We start from the raw sequence: 16,772 nt of genomic DNA, 5'->3' as shown, positions 1-16,772 counted from the left end.
GCCCCGGAGTCACCCCCGGTTCTCACCCCCGGGTCAGGCGGGCAGCAGTGCGCCGGAGAGTTCCGCGCGGATGCGCTCGACCACCTCGTCGACCGTGCCCCGCCCGGTGAACCCGGCCGCGAACCGGTGCCCGCCGCCGCCGAGCGCCATCGCCACCCGGCTCACGTCCACCGCGCCCTTGCTGCGCAGCGAGACCGCCCACTCGGCGTCGCCGGCCTGCTTGACCACGCAGCTGACGTCCGCCTCGGCGGTGCAGCGCACCGAGTCGATCAGGGCCTCCAGCACGTACGCCGGCTGGTCGTGCCGGGCCAGGTCGGCGCGGGTGGCGTAGGTCCAGACCAGCCCGTGCCCCGCGGCGGCCGCCGGCTCCAGCCGGGCCCGGCCCAGCACCTCGCCGAAGAGGCGGACCGCGCCGAACGGCCGGGTGTCGAAGACCTTCCGGGAGATCTCCCCCGGCCGGATCCCGGTGGCCAGCAGCCGGGCCGCCAGCTCGTGCACGGCCGGAGTGGTGGCCTCGAAGCGGAACGAGCCGGTGTCGGTGCTCAGCGCCACGTAGAGGCAGGCCGCGATCTCCGCGTCCAGCGCCACCCCGAGCCGGTCCAGCAGCCCGAGCGCGACCACCGAGGTGGCCGCCGCGTGCGGGTCCACCAGGTGGATGCCGCCGAACCCGGTGTTCGAGGCGTGGTGATCCAGCACCAGCGCGCTGCCCGCCTTGTCCAGCCGGTCGACCAGGTCGCCCAGCCGGGACTCGCTCGCCACGTCGAAGCAGATCACCAGGTCCGGATCGGGGTACGCGTCGTCCGGCGCCACCAGCAGGTCGGAGCCGGGCAGCCAGCGGAACGGCTCGGGCACCTCCGGCGGCCCGGGGAAGGTCGCCTGGAGCTGCCGTACGCCGAGCCGGCGCAGGCCCAGCCCGAAGCCGAGCATGCTGCCCAGCGCGTCGCCGTCCGGGTTGACGTGGCAGATGAGCAGCACCCGCGCGGTGGCGGGGAGTTCGCGTACCGCCGCGACGGCGGCCGCCCAGTCGGTGTCGGTCGGGCCGGCACCGGCCGGCGAGCCGCCCGCGGCGGAACCGGTCACCGGCGGTCGCCGCCGCGCGACTCGTCGGCCTCGACCTCGGCGTCCTCGTCCTCGGTCTCCTCGACCTCGGCGTCCTCGTCCTCCACCCGGTACGGCTGGGGCTCGCCCGCGTACTGGGCCTTGGCGGCCAGGCGCTGCACCTCGGCGTCGGCGTTGCGGGCCGCCGCGAGCAGGTCGTCGATGTGCTTGACCTGGTCCTGCACGTCGTCGAGGACGAAGGTCAGAGTCGGCGAGTGGCGCAGACCGAGCGCCTTGCCGACGGTGCTGCGCAGCAGGCCCTTGGCGCTCTCCAGCGCGGCGGCGGTGCTGGCCTGGGCCGCCGCGTCGCCGAGCACCGTGTAGAAGACGGTCGCGTCGCGCAGATCGGCGGTGATCCGGGCGTCGGTGATGGTGATCATGCCGAGCCGGGGGTCCTTGATCTGGCTCCGCACCACCGACGCGACCAGTTCACGGATGCGCTCCGCGTGCCGGCGTACCTTGGCCGGATCCGTCATGTCCCCCACCTCCAGGGCTTCGTGCCTGCTACGACGACTCCGGCTCGGCGCGTCTGACGCCGCCCCGCTACGACGACTTCAGTTCGGCGCGTCTGACGCCGCGCTGCGACCTGAAGCCGTCGCTGGAGCCGTCGGCCGGAGACGGACGGCGCGGGCGCCGCCGGGTCCGACCGCTCAACATCTCGAACACTACCCGCGCGATCGCCGCCCCCGCGCGGGGCCGCCGGTGCCGCCGGTGAGCGGCCCGGTCAGTCCTCCTCGCCGTGCAGACGGCGGCGGACGGACAGCAGTTCGACCTCCGGCCGGGCGGCCACCAGCCGCTCGCAGGAGTCGAGCACCTCGCGGACGTGCGCCGGCTCGGCGGCCACCACGGCCACCCCGATCTGCGCCCGGCCGTGCAGGTCGAGCGTCCCGACCTCGGCGGCGGAGACCTCGAACCGGCGCAGCGCCGCGACGATCGGCCGGACGTACGACCGCTTGGCCTTCAGGGACCGGGAGTCCCCCGGGAGCAACAGGTCGAACTGCGCGGTTCCGGTATACACGGCGAGCAACGGTACGGCAGGAGCAGCGCCCCGGTCACCCGTTTTCCGGCGACGGCTCCAGGTCGCCGCGCGGGGTCGGACGCGCCGAGCCGGAGTCGCCGTCGGGCGCGACCGCCACCACCACGTCCCGCTCGATCGCCTGGTCGACCCGGTGCGCGAGGTCCCCCCAGCCGGGCCCGTCCACCACCCGTAGGCCGGCGTCGGCCAGCACCGCCTCGGCCGCCGCCCGGGGGGCGACGTGGGTGTTCCAGGACAGCCCCAGCGCGCCGCCCGGTCGGAGCAGTTCCCGCCAGACCGGCACGGCGGCGGTGAGCAGATCCAGGGGGCTGCGGGACAGTCCCGCGTCGGTCCGGCTGCCGTGCGCCACCCCGTACGGGGCGTCGGTGACGATCACGTCGGCGCAACGGGCACGGAGCACCTCGCGGGCCCGGGTGGTGTCGGTGTGCAGCACGGTGACCCGCTGGGTCGCCCCGGCCCGGTGCGCGTCCCGGGACGGCGCGAGGACCGCCTCGAAGCGCCGGGCCAGGAGCCTGCGGTCCCGCCGCACCGGCACCGTCTCGGCGGTGTGCTTGAGCCGCTTGCGGCGCAGCCAGGTACGCAGGAACGCCGCGTACGCGTCCACGTCCTTGCCGTCCTGCTCCACGCCGATGCCGTCGTAGCCGTACATCAGTGCCTGGTTGAGGGTGGTGCCCCGGCCGCAGAGCGGGTCGAGCACCACGAGCGGCGCGTCCAGCATCCGGGGCGCCGACGCCGACGCCAGCAGGGTGACGTTGAGCAGCAGCCGGGTGAACTGCTCGTTGGTCTTGCCGGCGTACTTGGGGATGGTGATGAGGTCGGAGTCGTACCGGGCCAGAGGGTGCAGCGGCACCGGCCGGAGCAGGTCGTCACCGACCCGCTCGAAGAGCGCGTACGCCGCCGACAGGTTGGCCAGGTGGGCCAGGTCCCGCGCGCCGAGGCCGGGCTCCGGGACGGCGAAGGTCAGGTACTCCACCCCGCCGATCCGCTCCACCGCAGCGTCGACTGGCGCCGCGTCGAGCACCCCCGACCCGGCGAACACGGTCAGCTCGGCCCGGGCCAGCCGGGCGGCCGCGTCGGCGTAGACGCGGTTGGCGGAGGGGGCGAGGAGCAGCGCGTACCCGATCACGCCGGAGATTGTCGCAGCCTGCGGAAACGGCGACGGCCGGGGCCCGAAGGCCCCGGCCGTCTCCGTGTTCACACCGCTCAGGCGCGCGGCTTCTCCCGCATCTCGAAGGTCTCGATGATGTCGCCGACCTGGACGTTGTTGTAACCGCCCAGCGTCAGACCACACTCGAAGCCTTCGCGGACCTCGGTCGCGTCGTCCTTGAACCGCTTCAGGGAGCTGATCGTGAGGTTGTCCGCCACGACCGCCCCGTCCCGCAGCAGCCGCGCCTTGGCGTTGCGGCGGATGAGGCCGGACCGGACGATACAGCCGGAGATGTTGCCGATCTTGGACGAGCGGAAGACGTCGCGGATCTCCGCGGTGCCCAGCTCGACCTCCTCGTACTCCGGCTTGAGCAGACCCTTGAGCGCGGCGTCGATCTCCTCGATGGCCTGGTAGATGACCGTGTAGTACCGGATCTCCACGCCCTCGCGGTCGGCGATCTCGCGGACCTTGTTGGCGGCCCGCACGTTGAAGCCGATGATCGTGACCGCCTCGGACGAGGCGCTCGCGAGCATGACGTCGCTCTCGGTGATCGCACCCACGCCCCGGTGGATGATCCGAAGCTGGACCTCCTCCGGGATGTCGAGGTTGAACAGCGCGTCCTCGAGGGCCTCCACGGAGCCGGAGACGTCGCCCTTGAGCACCAGGTTGAGCGAGGTCTTCTCGCCCTCCTTGAGCTGCTCCATGAGCGTCTCGAGAGTGGCCCGGCCGCGGGAGTTGGCGAATGCCGCCGCCCGCCGTCGCGCCTGCCGCTGCTCGGCGATCTGCCGCACGGTGCGGTCGTCCTCGGCGGCCAGGAAGGTGTCACCCGCACCCGGCACCGTGGTCAGACCCAGCACCATGACCGGACGCGCCGGCCCGGCCTCGTCGACCGGCTTGCCGTTCTCGTCCAGCATGGCCCGGACCCGGCCGTGCGCCCCACCGGCGACGATCGAGTCGCCGGCCCGGAGGGTGCCCTTCTGCACCAGCACGGTCGCCACCGCACCACGGCCCTTGTCCAGGTGCGCCTCGATGGCGACACCCTGCGCCGGCCCGTCGATCGGAGCGGTCAGCTCCAGCGACGCGTCGGCGGTCAGCAGCACGGCCTCGAGAAGCTCCTCGATGCCGATGCCGGGCTTGGCCGCCACGTTGACGAACATGGTGTCGCCGCCGTACTCCTCGGCGACCAGGCCGTACTCGGTCAGCTGCTGGCGGACCTTGTCCGGGTTCGCCTCCGGCTTGTCGACCTTGTTGACCGCGACCACGATCGGCACGTCCGCCGCCTTGGCGTGGTTGAGCGCCTCGATGGTCTGCGGCATCACGCCGTCGTCGGCCGCCACCACCAGGATCACGATGTCCGTCACCTGGGCACCACGGGCACGCATGGCGGTGAACGCCTCGTGACCCGGGGTGTCGATGAAGGTCACCGCGCGGTCCACACCGTCGTGCGGGACGTGGACCTGGTAGGCGCCGATGTGCTGGGTGATGCCACCCGCCTCGCCGGCCACGACGTTCGCCTTGCGGATCGCGTCGAGCAGCTTGGTCTTACCGTGGTCGACGTGACCCATGACGGTCACCACCGGCGCACGGCTGACCAGACGCTCCGCCGCGACCTCGGCGTCGAGGTCGATGTTGAACTGCGCGAGCAGCTCGCGGTCCTCGTCCTCCGGGCTGACGATCTGCACGTCGAAGCCGAGGTGCTCACCCAGCAGCAGCAGGGTGTCGTCGGAGCAGGACTGCGTCGCGGTCACCATCTCGCCCAGGTTGAACATCTCCTGGACGAGCGAACCCGGGTTGGCGTTGATCTTGTCGGCGAAGTCCGACAGCGAGGCGCCACGGGACAGCCGGACGACCTGACCCTGACCGCGGGGGGCACCCGAGGACATGGTCGGGGCCGACAGGTTGTCGAACTCCTGTCTGCGCTGCTTCTTCGACTTGCGACCACGGGTCGGCCGGCCACCCGGACGCCCGAAGGCACCCGCGGCGCCACCGCCACGGCCACGACCGCCACCACCCGGACGGCCACCGCCGCCGGCCGGAGCACCCGGGCGGAAACCGCCACCGGGAGCGCCACCGCCGCCACCGGGACCGCCGCGGAAGCCACCGCCGCCGCCACCGCCACCGGGACCGCCGCGGAAGCCACCGCCGCCGCCACCGCCACCGGGACCGCCGCGGAAACCACCGCCGCCGCCACCGGGACGACCCGCGCCGCCGCCACCGGGACCGCCACGACCGCCACCGGGACCGCCGGGGCGACCCGTGGTCGGCCGCTGGCTCGGCATGGAGGCCGGGCTGGGCCGGGGCGGCATGGAGGCCGGGCTGGGCCGCGGCGGCATGCCCGCCGGGCTCGGCCGGGGACCGCCCGCACCGGCGGCCGGGGGCCGCTGCTGCTGGCCACCCTGGATACCGAACGGGTTGTTGCCGGCGCCGCGCGCCGGCGGACGACCGCCCGGACGGGCACCCGGACCCGGGGTCGGGCCACCGGGACGGCCGGCGGCCGGGGCACCCGGACGCGGCGGCGCCGCGTTCGGACCCGGACGCGGCCCCGGACGGGGACCACCCTCGGTCGGGGGCTCGCGGCGGACGTTCTCCCGCTGCTGCTGGCGGGCGGCCTGCGCGGCCTTGACCGCGGCCTCCTGCTCAGCCTTGAGTGCGGCGGCGCGCGCCTCGGCGGCCGCCACTTCGATGTCGTGCGCGCTCGCCGGCTTGGCGACCGGAGTCGCCGGCTGCGGCGGGCCGGGGACCGGGCCCTTGGGCTTCGGTCCAGGGGTCGGCGCGGCCGGCCGCCGGGGCGGCATCGGCTTGGCCGAGACCCGGGGGGCGCCCGGGGTCGGGGACGGCGTCGGGGTCGTTGCCGGGCTCGGTGCGGCCGCCGACGGGGCGGCCGCAGCCGCGGAACCACCGGCGGACGCGACGAATGCGCCACGCAGCCGTCGGGCGACGGGCGCCTCGACGGTGCTGGACGCGGACTTCACGAACTCGCCCATCTCCTTGAGCTTGGCGAGAACGGTCTTACTCTCGACCCCGAGCTCCTTGGCGAGCTCGTGTACGCGGGCCTTTCCTGCCACTGCACTCCTCACTCCGAGGTCGTGCGGGCAGCACCCGCAGCGACCTCACTCGTGCACTTGAAGCCTGGTCATTTCAGGGACTTCATCGTGTGCTCATGTCGGTCGTCCTACCTTGCTAGCGACCCTCGACCGGTCGGGTTGACCGGTCGTCGGGGTTTGCGCGTCAACGTGCTCCGCGAGCACACCGTGGTCGACGACCCCGGTGATGCGCAGTGCCCGCCCGAAGGCGCGGCGCCGCACCGCCTGCGCGAAGCAGGCCGGATCCGGGTGCATGCTCGCTCCCCGACCCGGCAGTCTGCGCGCCGGATCGGGCCGGAGGCTGTAATGACCAGCCTCGTCGCCAACCGCGACGATTCGCAGCAACTCGCTGGCCGGCGCTCGCTTCCGGCAGCCCACACAGGTGCGCTCCGGCAGCGCGCGTCGTACCACTGGAGGAAGTCTACCCCTAGCTGCTCGAGATCGCGCCGCCCGCCTCGGGAACGTGATCAGCTCCGCCCCGGCCGGCCGCTCCGCTCTGCTCCGCGTCGGAGCGGATGTCGATCCGCCAACCGGTCAACCGGGCCGCAAGCCGGGCGTTCTGCCCTTCCCGCCCGATCGCCAGCGAGAGCTGGAAATCCGGGACGGTGACCCGGGCGGTCCGGCTGGCCAGGTCGACCACCTCCACCCGGAGCGCCTTGGCCGGCGAGAGCGCGTTGCCGACGAAGGTGGCCGGGTCGTCCGACCAGTCGATGATGTCGATCTTCTCGCCGTGCAGCTCGCTCATCACCGCGCGGACCCGCTGGCCCATCGGGCCGATGCAGGCGCCCTTGGCGTTGACTCCCGGAGTCGTGGAGCGCACCGCGATCTTCGTCCGGTGACCTGCCTCACGCGCGATGGCGCCGATCTCCACGGTGCCGTCGGCGATCTCCGGGACCTCCAGGGCGAAGAGCTTCTTCACCAGGCCCGGATGCGACCGGGACAACGTGATCTGCGGGCCGCGCATTCCCTTGGCCACGTGCACCACGACGCAGCGGATCCGCTCGCCGTGCACGTACCGCTCGCCGGGGACCTGCTCGGACTGGGGCAGGACGCCCTCCAGCTTGCCCAGGTCGACGCTGACGATGCCCTTCTCGGCCCGCGCCTCGTGCGCCTGCACCACGCCGGTGACCAGGTCGCCGTCGCGGCCGACGTACTCGCCGAAGTGCACCTCGTCGGTGGCCTCCCGCAGCCGCTGGAGGATCACCTGCTTGGCGGTCATGGCCGCGATCCGGCCGAAGTCGTGCGGGGTGTCGTCCCACTCCCGGACCACGGTGCCGTCGGCGTCCACCTCCTGGGCGTACACCGAGGCGGTCCCGGTCTTGCGGTCGATCTCCACCCGGGCGTGCGGCTCGGCGCCGTCGGTGTGCCGGTAGGCGGTCAGCAGCGCGGTCTCGATCGCCGCGAGGATCGTGTCGAACGGGATCTCCCGCTCGCGCTCCAGTGCGCGCAGCGCCGCGAGGTCGATGTTCACCTCTCCTCGTCCTCCAGATCTTCGTCGTCGTCGATGTCGGTGTCGTCACCGAAGTCCTCGTCGGCCACCTCGTCCAGGCGGTTGAACTCCACCTGGACCCGGCCGGGTCCCAGCTCGGCGTACGGGTGCTCCACGCGGCCGGCGTCGGTCTCCAGCGCCACGCGCTCGTCGTCGCCGGCCGCGATCCGGCCGGTGACCTGCCGGTCCCCTTCGGGGCCGTGGACGGTCACCTTGACCAGCCGACCGGCGTTGCGCCGCCAGTGCCGGGGCAGGGTGAGCGGGCGGTCGACGCCGGGCGAGCTGACCTCGAGCTGGTACTCGCCGGCCACGATGTCGCCGCCGGCCTCCTCGGCGGCGTCCAGCGCCGCCGAGACCGCCCGGGAGACGTCCGCGACCGCGTCCAGGTTGATCCCGCCGTCGGCGTCCACGATCACCCGGACCACGTGCCGGCGGCCGGCGCGGGACACGGAGAGGTCCTCCAGGTCGTAGCCGGCGGCGGTGACCACCGGCTCGATCACCTCGCGAAGCCGGGCCCGGCGCGCGTTCAGGTCGCCGCGGGGTGCGCCGCCCCGGTCCGCGCCACGGGGGCCGTCGGGCCGGCGGGGTCGCCCGGAGGGCCCCGTCGCCCGGGTGGCACGGCCACGCTGCGTCATTCGGCGCACCTCTCTGCTGTTGCCACGGGCACGGAGGCCCGTCGTGTCGCTGCTCGGGCGAGCCGGGTCGGCCCGCCATGCCGGCACGCCACCGGGGCGTTCGCGCCCGGTGGCTGCGCAGAGCGTAACGCGCGGGCCGGGCGGCGGCCCGGGCGGCGCACCGACGGCCACTGGCCCACAGGACGGCGGAGATGGTGTTGACTTGTCCGGTGGCGACCGGCAGAACGACATCGAACCAGGGCGCACCGGGGCATTCCCGGCGGACGCTGCTGCGCGCCGGGGCCCTGGTGGCGCTCGGCGGCGCGGCGGTGCCGCTGACCGGCTGTGATCTTTTCGACCGCGACGAAAAGTCCCGGCCCCCGGATCCGCTCGAGCCGCTCGCGGCCGAGGCCACCGCGTTGGAGGCCCGCTATCGGGCCGCCGCCTCGGCCGTCCCGGCGCTGGCCGAGCGGCTCACCGCGATCGCCGACGCGCACCGGGCGCACGCCGAGGAGTTGCGCAAGGTGATCGGCCGGCCGGCCCCGTCCGGCAGCCCGGCCGCGGGCCCGTCGGGAGCCGCCATGGACCCGGACACGGTCCTGACCGAGCTGCGGCAGGCCGAGCAGGAGGGGCGGGAGAACGCCGCGAAGGCCTGCGCCGCCGCACCCGCCGAGCGGGCCGCGCTGCTCGGCTCGATCGCGGCGGCCCGGGCGACCCACGTGGAGGCGTTGAAGTGAACCCGACCAGCGGCCCGGCCCAGGCCCTCGGCGACGCGCTCGCCGCCGAGTACGCGGCGATCTGGGCGTACGGGGTGATCGGCGTGCACCTGACCGGGGCGGCCCGCACCGCCGCCCGCACCGCGGAGGCGGCCCACCGGTCCCGCCGGGACGGCCTCATCCTCCAGCTCAGCGCCGGCGGGGGCCAGGTCCCGGCCGACCGGGCCGGCTACGCGCTGCCCTACCCGGTGACCGACCGGGCGAGCGCGCTGAAGCTGGCCGTGGAGGTCGAGGAACGGACCGCCGGCCACTGGCGGGCGGCGCTGCCCCACACCACCGGGGCGGACCGGAACAAGGCCCTCGCGGCGCTCACCGACTGCGCGCTGCGGGCCACCCGCTGGCGGCGCACCGCCGGGGTGACCCCGGTCACCGTTCCGTTCCCCGGCCGGCAGGCCTGAGCGGAGGCCCCGGTCACCCGCCGGAACCCTGCGGTTGCGGACCGCATACCAGGTATGCATACTCCACGCCATGTCCATCCGCCACGGCCTGCTCGCCCTGCTCGAGCGCGGCCAGATGTACGGCTACCAGCTCCGCTCGGCGTTCGAGGAGTCGACCGGATCGACCTGGCCGCTGAACATCGGGCAGGTGTACACCACCCTGTCCCGGCTGGAACGCGACGGCCTGGTCCGCTCGCTGCCGGAGAGCGACGGGGGGCAGCGGCCGTACGAGATCACCGACGCCGGGCGGGCGGACCTGGCGCTCTGGTTCGCCACCCCGATCAGCCGGGCCGACCGGCCCCGCGACGAGCTGTCGATCAAGCTGGCCCTGGCCCTCACCACGCCCGGCGTGGACGTCCGCGCGGTGGTGCAGACCCAGCGCAGCGCCACCATGCGGGCCCTGCAGGAGTTCACCCGGTTGAAGTACGCCAGTGACAAGCCGGAGGACCTGCCCTGGCGCCTGGTGCTGGACGCGATGATCTTCCAGGCCGAGGCCGAGGTCCGCTGGCTCGACCACTGCGAGACCAGCCTGGTCCGCCACCGCCCGGCGCCGAGCCGGCCGGTCATCCACCCGGAGGCGGTGGACCGGGCCGACGAGGAGGCCCGCCGGTGACGGCGGCCGGCACGGCGGGAGGTGACCCGATGAGTGGAGTGCTGGAACTGCGGGCGGTGCACCGGACCCACGGCTCCGGGGAGGCGACCGTGCACGCGCTGCGCGGGGTGAGCCTCACCGTGTCGGCGGGCGAACTGGTGGCCGTGATGGGCCCCTCGGGCTCCGGCAAGTCGACCCTGCTCGCACTGGCCGGCGGGCTGGACCGGCCGACCGGCGGCGAGGTGCTGGTCGAGGGGGAGTCCCTCGGCGGCCTGCCGGCCCGCGACCTGGCCCGGCTGCGCCGCCGCCGGATCGGCTACGTCTTCCAGGATTTGAACCTGCTCGGCAGCCTCACCGCCGCGGAGAACGTGGCGCTCCCCCTGGAACTGGACGGCGCCGGCGTCCGGGCGGCCCGCCGGCTGGCCCTGGCCGCGCTCGCCGAGGTGGACGTGGCCGGGCTGGCGGACCGGTTCCCCGACCAGATGTCCGGCGGCCAGCAGCAGCGGGTGGCGATCGCCCGGGCCCTGGTCGGCGAGCGCCGCCTGGTCCTCGCCGACGAGCCCACCGGCGCGCTGGACTCGCAGGCCGGTGAGGCGGTGCTGCACCTGCTGCGCCGCCGGGTGGACGCGGGCGCGGCCGGGGTGCTGGTCACCCATGAGGCGCGGCACGCCGGCTGGGCGGACCGGGTGGTCTTCCTCCGCGACGGGGTGCTGGTCGACTCGACGGCCCCGCTGATCGGCGTCGAGCACCTGCTCAGCGGCAGCGGTCGGTGAGCCGGGGCCGGCTGGCCGCCACGGTCGGGTCGTGGCGGACCGCGCTGCGGATCGCCCGGCGGGAGGCCCGCCGGGCCCGTCGGCGTACCGCCCTGGTGCTCGTGATGATCGCGCTGCCGGTGCTCGGGCTGAGCTTCGCCGCGGTGAGCTACGACATGGCCGAGCTGACCCGGGCCGAGCGGATGGACCGGCAGCTGGGCGGGGCCGACGCGGAGCTGCGCTGGATCGACCTGAACGCGATCGCCCAGGACGCCTGGGGCGAGAGCTCCTGGCCGGTCGAGGGCGACCCGGTGCCCCGGAGCCGCGCGGTGACGGCCGACGAGCTGCGGGCGCTGCTGCCCGCCGGCAGCCGGCTCACCCGGCTGCGCCGGTGGGTGCCGTTCGAGGTGCGGATCGACGGGAAGACCGAGTCGTTCGACGCCCGCGCCGTCGACCTGAACGACCCGCTCAGCCGGCCGCTGGCGACCCTGCGCGAGGGCCGGCGGCCGACCCGCCCCGACGAGATCGCGATGAGCCCGGCCGCGCTGCGCCGGCTGGACGCGCGCCTGGACGAGCCGGTGCGGACCGTCGACGGCACGACCTACCGGGTGGTCGGGATGGTGGAGTTCCCGGACAACCTGCGGGAGGTTGTCGCGCTCCGGCCGGAGATCCCACCCGGTCCGCTCGCCGCAGCCGACGAGAACTGGCTCGTGGACCTGCCCGGGCCCGTCGACGCGGCGCTGGCCGACCGGTTGAACGCCCGCGGCATCCTGGTGGCCGCCCGGACCCCGCTGCCCGGACGGGACGAGATGGCCACCGGACCGGACCTGCCCGACGCCGAGCAAGCCGGCAACACGGTGCTGGTCGGCGGGCTCGGCCTGCTGGAGGTGGTGCTGCTGGTCGGCCCGGCCTTCGCGGTCGGCGTCCGCCGCCGTCGGCGGGACCTCGCCCTGGTCGCGGTCGCCGGCGGGGACGCCGCGCACCTGCGCCGGATCGTGCTCGCCGACGGGGTGGTGCTCGGCGCGGGCGGGGCCGCCGTCGGCCTGCTGCTCGGCGTCGGCGCCGCGTTCGCCGGCCGGCCGCTGGTCGAGCAGTACGTGATGGGCGCGCGGTCCGGGGCGTACCGGCTCTTCCCCTCGGCGCTCCTGGCGATCGTGGCGGTGGCGGTGCTGGCCGGCGTGCTGGCCGCGCTCGCCCCGGCCTGGGCGGCGGCCCGGCAGGACGTGGTGGCCGGGCTGGCCGGCCGGCGGGAGCCGCCCCGGCCACGCCGCCGCTGGCTGGTGCTCGGGGCGCTGCTCACCGTGGCCGGCGCCGCCCTGGCCGCGTACGGCGCCACCCGGACCACCCCGACCGGCGTGCTGGCCGGGTTGGTCCTGGGCGAGCTCGGGCTGGTCTTCTGCACCCCGACGCTGATCGGGCTGCTGGCCCGGACCGGCCGGCTGCTGCCGCTGGCGCCGCGGCTGGCGTTGCGCGACGCCAGCCGCAACCGCTCGTCGGCCGCGCCGGCCATCTCGGCGGTGATGGCGGCGGTCGCCGGCAGCGTGGCGCTGGGCGTCTACGTGGCCAGCGACGACGCCCGGCAGCGGGCGGCCTGGCAGCCCGGCCTGCCCCCGGGCAACGTGCTGCTCCAGCGCACCGACGGGCCGGCCACCGGCGCGCTGCCTCCGGCCGGCGAGGTGGCGGAGCGGGTCCGGGCGGTCCTGCCGTCCGCCACGGTGGTCCCGCTCGCCGCCCTGGAGTGCGCCCGGCCCGCAGGCCCGGAGGACTATTGCGTCGCCAGCGCGATGCGCCCGCCCGAGCAGCTCTGCCCCTACGAACCGATCGATCCGATCGACCCCGTGCCCACCGCGGCGCGGACCGACCCGCGCTGCGTCCGGCCGTTCCGTGAACCGAGCGACCTCTACCTGCCGACGCTGGTGGACGACGGGACCGGGCTGCCCGCGCTCACCGGCGCCCCGGCCGGGGAGGTGGCCGCAGCCCGCCGGACGCTCCAGGCGGGCGGGGTGGTGGTCACCGATCCCCGGCAACTGGTGGACGGGCGGGTGCGGGTGGAGGTCAGCCACGGCTCGGAGGGCCTGGCGGCCGCCGGCACGCTGCCCGGGTACGTGCTGCGCGGCGGCCTCCCGGTGGACCGGCTGGTGGTCTCCCCGGCGGCGGCGACCACGCTCGGCCTCGTCGCCGCGCCGCTGGGCTACCTGGTCGACACCGTCGAGCCGCCCACCGCCCGCCAGCGGGACCGGCTGGCCACCGAGCTGTCCGGGGTCGCCCCGCTGGCGGTCCAGGTGTCGGCGGCCGGGCCGCCGTCCGATCAGCGCCCGCTGCTGCTCCTGCTGGCCGGTGCCGCCGGCCTGATCACCCTGGGCTCGGCCGCGGTGGCCACCGGCCTCGCCGCCGCCGAGGGCCGCCGGGACCTGTCCACCCTCGCGGCGGTCGGCGCAGACCCCCGGGTACGCCGGCTGTTGTCGCTCTGCCAGGCCGGGGTGATCGCGGTGCTCGGCTCGGTGCTCGGCATCCTGGCCGGTCTCGGCTCCGCGGCCATCATCCTGGTCTCGCTCAACCGGCGGTACGCGCAGTCCTGGCCGGTGGAGCCGCCGTACCCGCTGGTGGTGCCCGGGTCGACCCTGACCGTGCTGGTGGTGGTGCCGCTGGTGGCCATGCTCGGGGCGGCCCTGCTCACCCGGTCCCGGCTGCCGGTGGAGCGCCGGCTGGACTGACGGCGCTCGATCCGGTCGGACCGGTCGGGGGGTGTCGCCGGCGGGGTGCGGGGCGGCACACTGGGCGGGTGTCCGCCCTGGGATCCCTCACCCGTCGTCTCGGTCACCAGAAGTGGTTCGCCGCCACCATGCGTCTGTTCGTCCCCGCCGACCGGCTGGTCGGCCGGCTGACGAAGGGGCGGGTGGTCGCCTTCGGGCTGGTGCCCTCGCTGGTCCTCACCACCACCGGCCGCCGCTCCGGCAAGCCGCGCAGCAACCCGCTTCTCTACGTGCCGGACGGCGACGCCTACGTGGTGATCGGCTCGAACTGGGGGCAGCAGCACCAGCCCGCCTGGTCGCTGAACCTGCTCGCCCAGCCGGCCGCCGAGGTCGACATCAAGGGCCGCCGGGTCCCGGTGCGCGCCGAGCCGGTCAACGGCGCGGAGCGGGAGTGGCTGTTCGCCCGGCTGGTCGACGAGTGGCCGGCCTACCGCACGTACGTGGAGCGGGCCGGCGGCCGGGAGATCCGGGTGTTCCGGCTGGTCCCGGTGGGCGAGCCGGCCACCTGACCACGGGCGCGGCGAGCCGGCGGGCCCGGTCCGGCTGGCTAGGGTGGAGGTCGGTCGACGCGTGCCGGGCCGCCGCCGGGTGAGGCGCGCGCGGAACGGAGGTGGACCGTGGACGCCAGCGGCGCCGAGCTGGACACCGACCGGTACCTGGACGATCCCCGCTGGCGGGTCGCCGAGCGGGTGGGCGACGCGGCGCTGCGCCGGTTCCCGGCGGACATTCTCGCCGTCGCGGTGCACGGCCCGCTCGCGCACGGCGACGACGACGGCGGCGGGACCGGCGAGGTCGGGCTGCTGGTGGCCACCTACCGGCCGGGCGGCGGGCCCTCACCGGCCACACGCCGGGTGGACGGCGTGCTGGTCGACCTCACCGTGGCCGGGGCCGACGACTACGTGCGGCAGGCCACCACGATCACCGCGCTCTGGCCGCTCACCGCGGACCGGTACGTCACCACCCGCGCCCTGCACGACCCGACGGGCTGGCTGCGCACCCTCCGCGACGAGCACCTGGCCCGGCTGGCCCGGGCCCGGCCGGCCGAGTTCAGCGCCGCGGCCCGGCAGGCCTGGTACCGGGGCAGCGCGGCGCACGCCCGGGCGCTGCGGCTGGCCGAGTGGTACGAGACCGACCCGGCGTTGCTCATGCTCGGCGAGGCCCGGCTGGCCGCGGCGACCGTGCAGGGGCTGCTCAGCCGGACCTACTTCCGCGATCCGGGCGACGCGGTGCGGCGCACCGGCCTGGCCGGGGCCGACATGACCGAGGTGGGCACGGTGCTGGCCCGCCAGGCCGAGGAGCTGGCCGCCCGGGGCCGCCCGGTCGACGGCACCGTGGACGAGCTGCTCGGCGGCTGAGGGCCGCCGGGCTCGTCAGCCGATCCCGCCCTGGATGCCGATCAGGGCGCCGACCAGGTAGGTGGCCCCGGCCGCGAGGGCGCCGAGCACCAGCTGCCGCAGCCCGCTGGACCACCAGGTGCGGTTGGTGAACCGGGCCACGATCGCGCCGGCCACGAAGAGCCCCACCCCGCCGACGCCGAGCGCGAGCGCGAGGCTGGTGAAGCCGAGCAGGTAGGTGATCAGCGGCACCAGCGCGCCGACCGAGAAGCAGAGGAACGACGAGATCGCCGCCGCCCACGGGCTGGGCTGTTCGTCGGGGTCGACGCCCAGCTCCTCCCGGACGTGCATCCGCAGCGCCTCCTCCGGGTTGCGCCGGACGGCCTCGGCGACCTGCGTGGCCAGGTCCCGGGGCAGCCCCCGGGCCACCCACGCGTCGGCCAGCTCGCGGGCCTCCGCCTCGGGGTGCCGTTCCAGCTCGCGCCGCTCCTTGGCCACCTCGGCGGCCACCTGCTCGTTCGCCGAGCGGACGCTGGTGTATTCGCCCAGCCCCATCGAGATGGCGCCGGCCACCAGCCCGGCCGCGCCGGTGAGCACGACGCTGTGCGGGGAGACCCCGCCTCCGCCGACGCCGGCGATCAGCGCGATGTTGGTGACCAGCCCGTCCATCGCCCCGAACACCGCCGGCCGCAGCCAGCCGCCGGACACGTCCGCGTGGTGCGCCTCGCGCAGCGCCGCCGGGGTCTCGGTCACGGCAGGGTCAGGATCTCGTAACCGTCGTCGGTCACGACGATGGTGTGCTCGAACTGCGCCGTCCACCGGCGGTCCTTGGTGACCACGGTCCAGCCGTCGTCCCACATGTCGTACTGGTGGGTGCCGAGGGTGATCATCGGCTCGATGGTGAAGGTCATGCCGGGCTCCATCACGTCGGTGGGGCGCGGGCTGTCGTAGTGCGGCACGTAGAGGCCGCTGTGGAAGGACTCGCCGATGCCGTGGCCGGTGAAGTCGCGCACGACGCCGTAGCCGAACCGCTTGGCGTACGACTCGATGACCCGACCGATGACGTTGATCTGCCGGCCCGGGGCGACCGCCTTGATCCCGCGCATCATGGCCTGGTGGGTCCGATCGACCAGCAGGCGGGCCTCCTCGCTCACCTCGCCCACGCAGAAGGTGGCGTCGGTGTCGCCGTGCACCCCGCCGATGTACGCGGTCACATCGACGTTGATGATGTCGCCGTCCTGGAGCACGGTGGAGTCCGGGATGCCGTGGCAGATCACCTCGTTGAGGCTGGTGCAGCAGGACTTCGGGAAGCCCTTGTAGCCCAGCGTCGACGGGTAGGCGCCGTGGTCGCAGAGGAACTCGTGGACCACCTTGTCGATCTCGTCGGTGGTGACCCCCGGCTTGCAGTGCTCCCCGGCCAACTGCGTGGCCTGGGCGGCGAGCCGGCCGGCGATCCGCATCTTCTCGATGGTCTCCGGCGTCTGCACGTGCGAGCCGCGCCACTCCTGGGGGCGCGTCTTGCCCACGTACTCGGGACGCGGGATGTGGGCGGGAACCGCCCGCCACGGGGAGAGCGTGCCTGGGGTCAGCGGCGCACGGACGGTCATGATTACAGCCTATCGCCGCACCCCTGGTGACCCCCGCCACGGCCCGCTCGCCCG

Annotated in this window: 17 protein-coding genes; 7 read left to right on the top strand and 10 right to left on the bottom strand. The window is 75.1% G+C overall.

The annotated features are described in order from the left end of the window. Positions 1–33: 33 nt before the first annotated feature. From AC0OLQ_RS08800 to rimP, 8 genes are all read right to left on the bottom strand, one after another. The gene (locus AC0OLQ_RS08800; protein ID WP_484530919.1) at positions 34–1,080 is read right to left on the bottom strand and encodes a DHH family phosphoesterase; all 1,047 of its coding nucleotides are present in this window, start codon (positions 1,078–1,080) and stop codon (positions 34–36) included. Further along, entirely contained in the window at positions 1,077–1,574 is a 498-nt protein-coding gene (gene rbfA, locus AC0OLQ_RS08795; RefSeq protein WP_484530918.1) for a 30S ribosome-binding factor RbfA, read from the bottom strand. Before rbfA ends, AC0OLQ_RS08800 begins: the two co-directional genes overlap by 4 nt. Positions 1,575–1,822: 248 nt before the next feature. Further along, complete coding sequence (locus tag AC0OLQ_RS08790) at positions 1,823–2,116, bottom strand: DUF503 domain-containing protein (protein WP_357338245.1); 294 nt, start codon at positions 2,114–2,116, stop codon at positions 1,823–1,825. A gap of 34 nt (positions 2,117–2,150) precedes the next feature. Beyond that, positions 2,151–3,260: a TRM11 family SAM-dependent methyltransferase gene (locus AC0OLQ_RS08785; protein ID WP_484530917.1), complete on the bottom strand. Its 1,110-nt coding sequence runs from the start codon at positions 3,258–3,260 to the stop codon at positions 2,151–2,153. A 77-nt stretch (positions 3,261–3,337) separates the two neighbouring features. Continuing rightward, on the bottom strand, positions 3,338–6,346 hold the full coding sequence (gene infB, locus AC0OLQ_RS08780; RefSeq protein WP_484530916.1) for a translation initiation factor IF-2: 3,009 nt from the start codon (positions 6,344–6,346) through the stop codon (positions 3,338–3,340). 93 nt (positions 6,347–6,439) lie between these two features. Beyond that, the gene (locus AC0OLQ_RS08775; RefSeq protein WP_484530915.1) at positions 6,440–6,775 is read right to left on the bottom strand and encodes a YlxR family protein; all 336 of its coding nucleotides are present in this window, start codon (positions 6,773–6,775) and stop codon (positions 6,440–6,442) included. Between the two features lie 16 nt (positions 6,776–6,791). Continuing rightward, on the bottom strand, positions 6,792–7,835 hold the full coding sequence (gene nusA / locus AC0OLQ_RS08770) for a transcription termination factor NusA (RefSeq protein ID WP_484530914.1): 1,044 nt from the start codon (positions 7,833–7,835) through the stop codon (positions 6,792–6,794). Then, positions 7,832–8,488 (bottom strand): ribosome maturation factor RimP, encoded by a 657-nt coding sequence (gene rimP, locus AC0OLQ_RS08765; protein ID WP_357338230.1) that lies wholly within the window; start codon positions 8,486–8,488, stop codon positions 7,832–7,834. Before rimP ends, nusA begins: the two co-directional genes overlap by 4 nt. A gap of 266 nt (positions 8,489–8,754) precedes the next feature. Between rimP and AC0OLQ_RS08760 the strand changes: the two genes are divergently transcribed. The 7 genes from AC0OLQ_RS08760 (at position 8,755) to AC0OLQ_RS08730 (ending at position 15,132) form a co-directional block, all read left to right on the top strand. Beyond that, entirely contained in the window at positions 8,755–9,204 is a 450-nt protein-coding gene (locus AC0OLQ_RS08760) for a hypothetical protein (protein ID WP_357338290.1), read from the top strand. Further along, positions 9,201–9,641, top strand: coding sequence for a ferritin-like domain-containing protein (locus AC0OLQ_RS08755; RefSeq protein WP_357338222.1), 441 nt, complete (start codon positions 9,201–9,203; stop codon positions 9,639–9,641). Before AC0OLQ_RS08760 ends, AC0OLQ_RS08755 begins: the two co-directional genes overlap by 4 nt. A 70-nt stretch (positions 9,642–9,711) precedes the next feature. Further along, positions 9,712–10,293, top strand: a complete 582-nt coding sequence (locus AC0OLQ_RS08750) for a PadR family transcriptional regulator (RefSeq protein WP_484530913.1) — start codon at positions 9,712–9,714, stop codon at positions 10,291–10,293. A gap of 29 nt (positions 10,294–10,322) precedes the next feature. After that, positions 10,323–11,045 (top strand): ABC transporter ATP-binding protein, encoded by a 723-nt coding sequence (locus tag AC0OLQ_RS08745; RefSeq protein ID WP_484530912.1) that lies wholly within the window; start codon positions 10,323–10,325, stop codon positions 11,043–11,045. Further along, a complete protein-coding gene (locus tag AC0OLQ_RS08740) occupies positions 11,042–13,738 on the top strand; it encodes an FtsX-like permease family protein (protein WP_484530911.1) in 2,697 nt (898 codons plus the stop codon). Before AC0OLQ_RS08745 ends, AC0OLQ_RS08740 begins: the two co-directional genes overlap by 4 nt. 68 nt (positions 13,739–13,806) lie before the next feature. Continuing rightward, positions 13,807–14,286 (top strand): nitroreductase family deazaflavin-dependent oxidoreductase, encoded by a 480-nt coding sequence (locus AC0OLQ_RS08735; protein WP_484530910.1) that lies wholly within the window; start codon positions 13,807–13,809, stop codon positions 14,284–14,286. A 108-nt stretch (positions 14,287–14,394) separates the two neighbouring features. After that, on the top strand, positions 14,395–15,132 hold the full coding sequence (locus tag AC0OLQ_RS08730) for a nucleotidyltransferase domain-containing protein (protein ID WP_357338209.1): 738 nt from the start codon (positions 14,395–14,397) through the stop codon (positions 15,130–15,132). Between the two features lie 15 nt (positions 15,133–15,147). On the opposite strand, the gene AC0OLQ_RS08725 is transcribed toward AC0OLQ_RS08730, so the two are convergent. After that, a complete protein-coding gene (locus AC0OLQ_RS08725) occupies positions 15,148–15,864 on the bottom strand; it encodes a VIT1/CCC1 transporter family protein (RefSeq protein ID WP_484530909.1) in 717 nt (238 codons plus the stop codon). After that, positions 15,861–16,718, bottom strand: a complete 858-nt coding sequence (gene map / locus AC0OLQ_RS08720) for a type I methionyl aminopeptidase (protein WP_484530908.1) — start codon at positions 16,716–16,718, stop codon at positions 15,861–15,863. The genes AC0OLQ_RS08725 and map overlap by 4 nt, the downstream gene beginning before the upstream one ends. Positions 16,719–16,772: the final 54 nt, after the last annotated feature.

This window comes from Micromonospora sp. Utrum1 (assembly GCF_057197805.1).
This window is presented reverse-complemented; position numbering and strand designations above follow the sequence as displayed.

What these genes read in the sequence shown, in the direction of transcription:
- rbfA (WP_484530918.1), bottom strand. Translation starts at nt 1,574, where the DNA reads ATGACGGATCCGGCCAAGGTACGCCGGCACGCGGAGCGCATCCGTGAA.
- map (WP_484530908.1), bottom strand. Translation starts at nt 16,718, where the DNA reads ATGACCGTCCGTGCGCCGCTGACCCCAGGCACGCTCTCCCCGTGGCGG.
- AC0OLQ_RS08750 (WP_484530913.1), top strand. Translation starts at nt 9,712, where the DNA reads ATGTCCATCCGCCACGGCCTGCTCGCCCTGCTCGAGCGCGGCCAGATG.
- AC0OLQ_RS08745 (WP_484530912.1), top strand. Translation starts at nt 10,323, where the DNA reads ATGAGTGGAGTGCTGGAACTGCGGGCGGTGCACCGGACCCACGGCTCC.
- rimP (WP_357338230.1), bottom strand. Translation starts at nt 8,488, where the DNA reads ATGACGCAGCGTGGCCGTGCCACCCGGGCGACGGGGCCCTCCGGGCGA.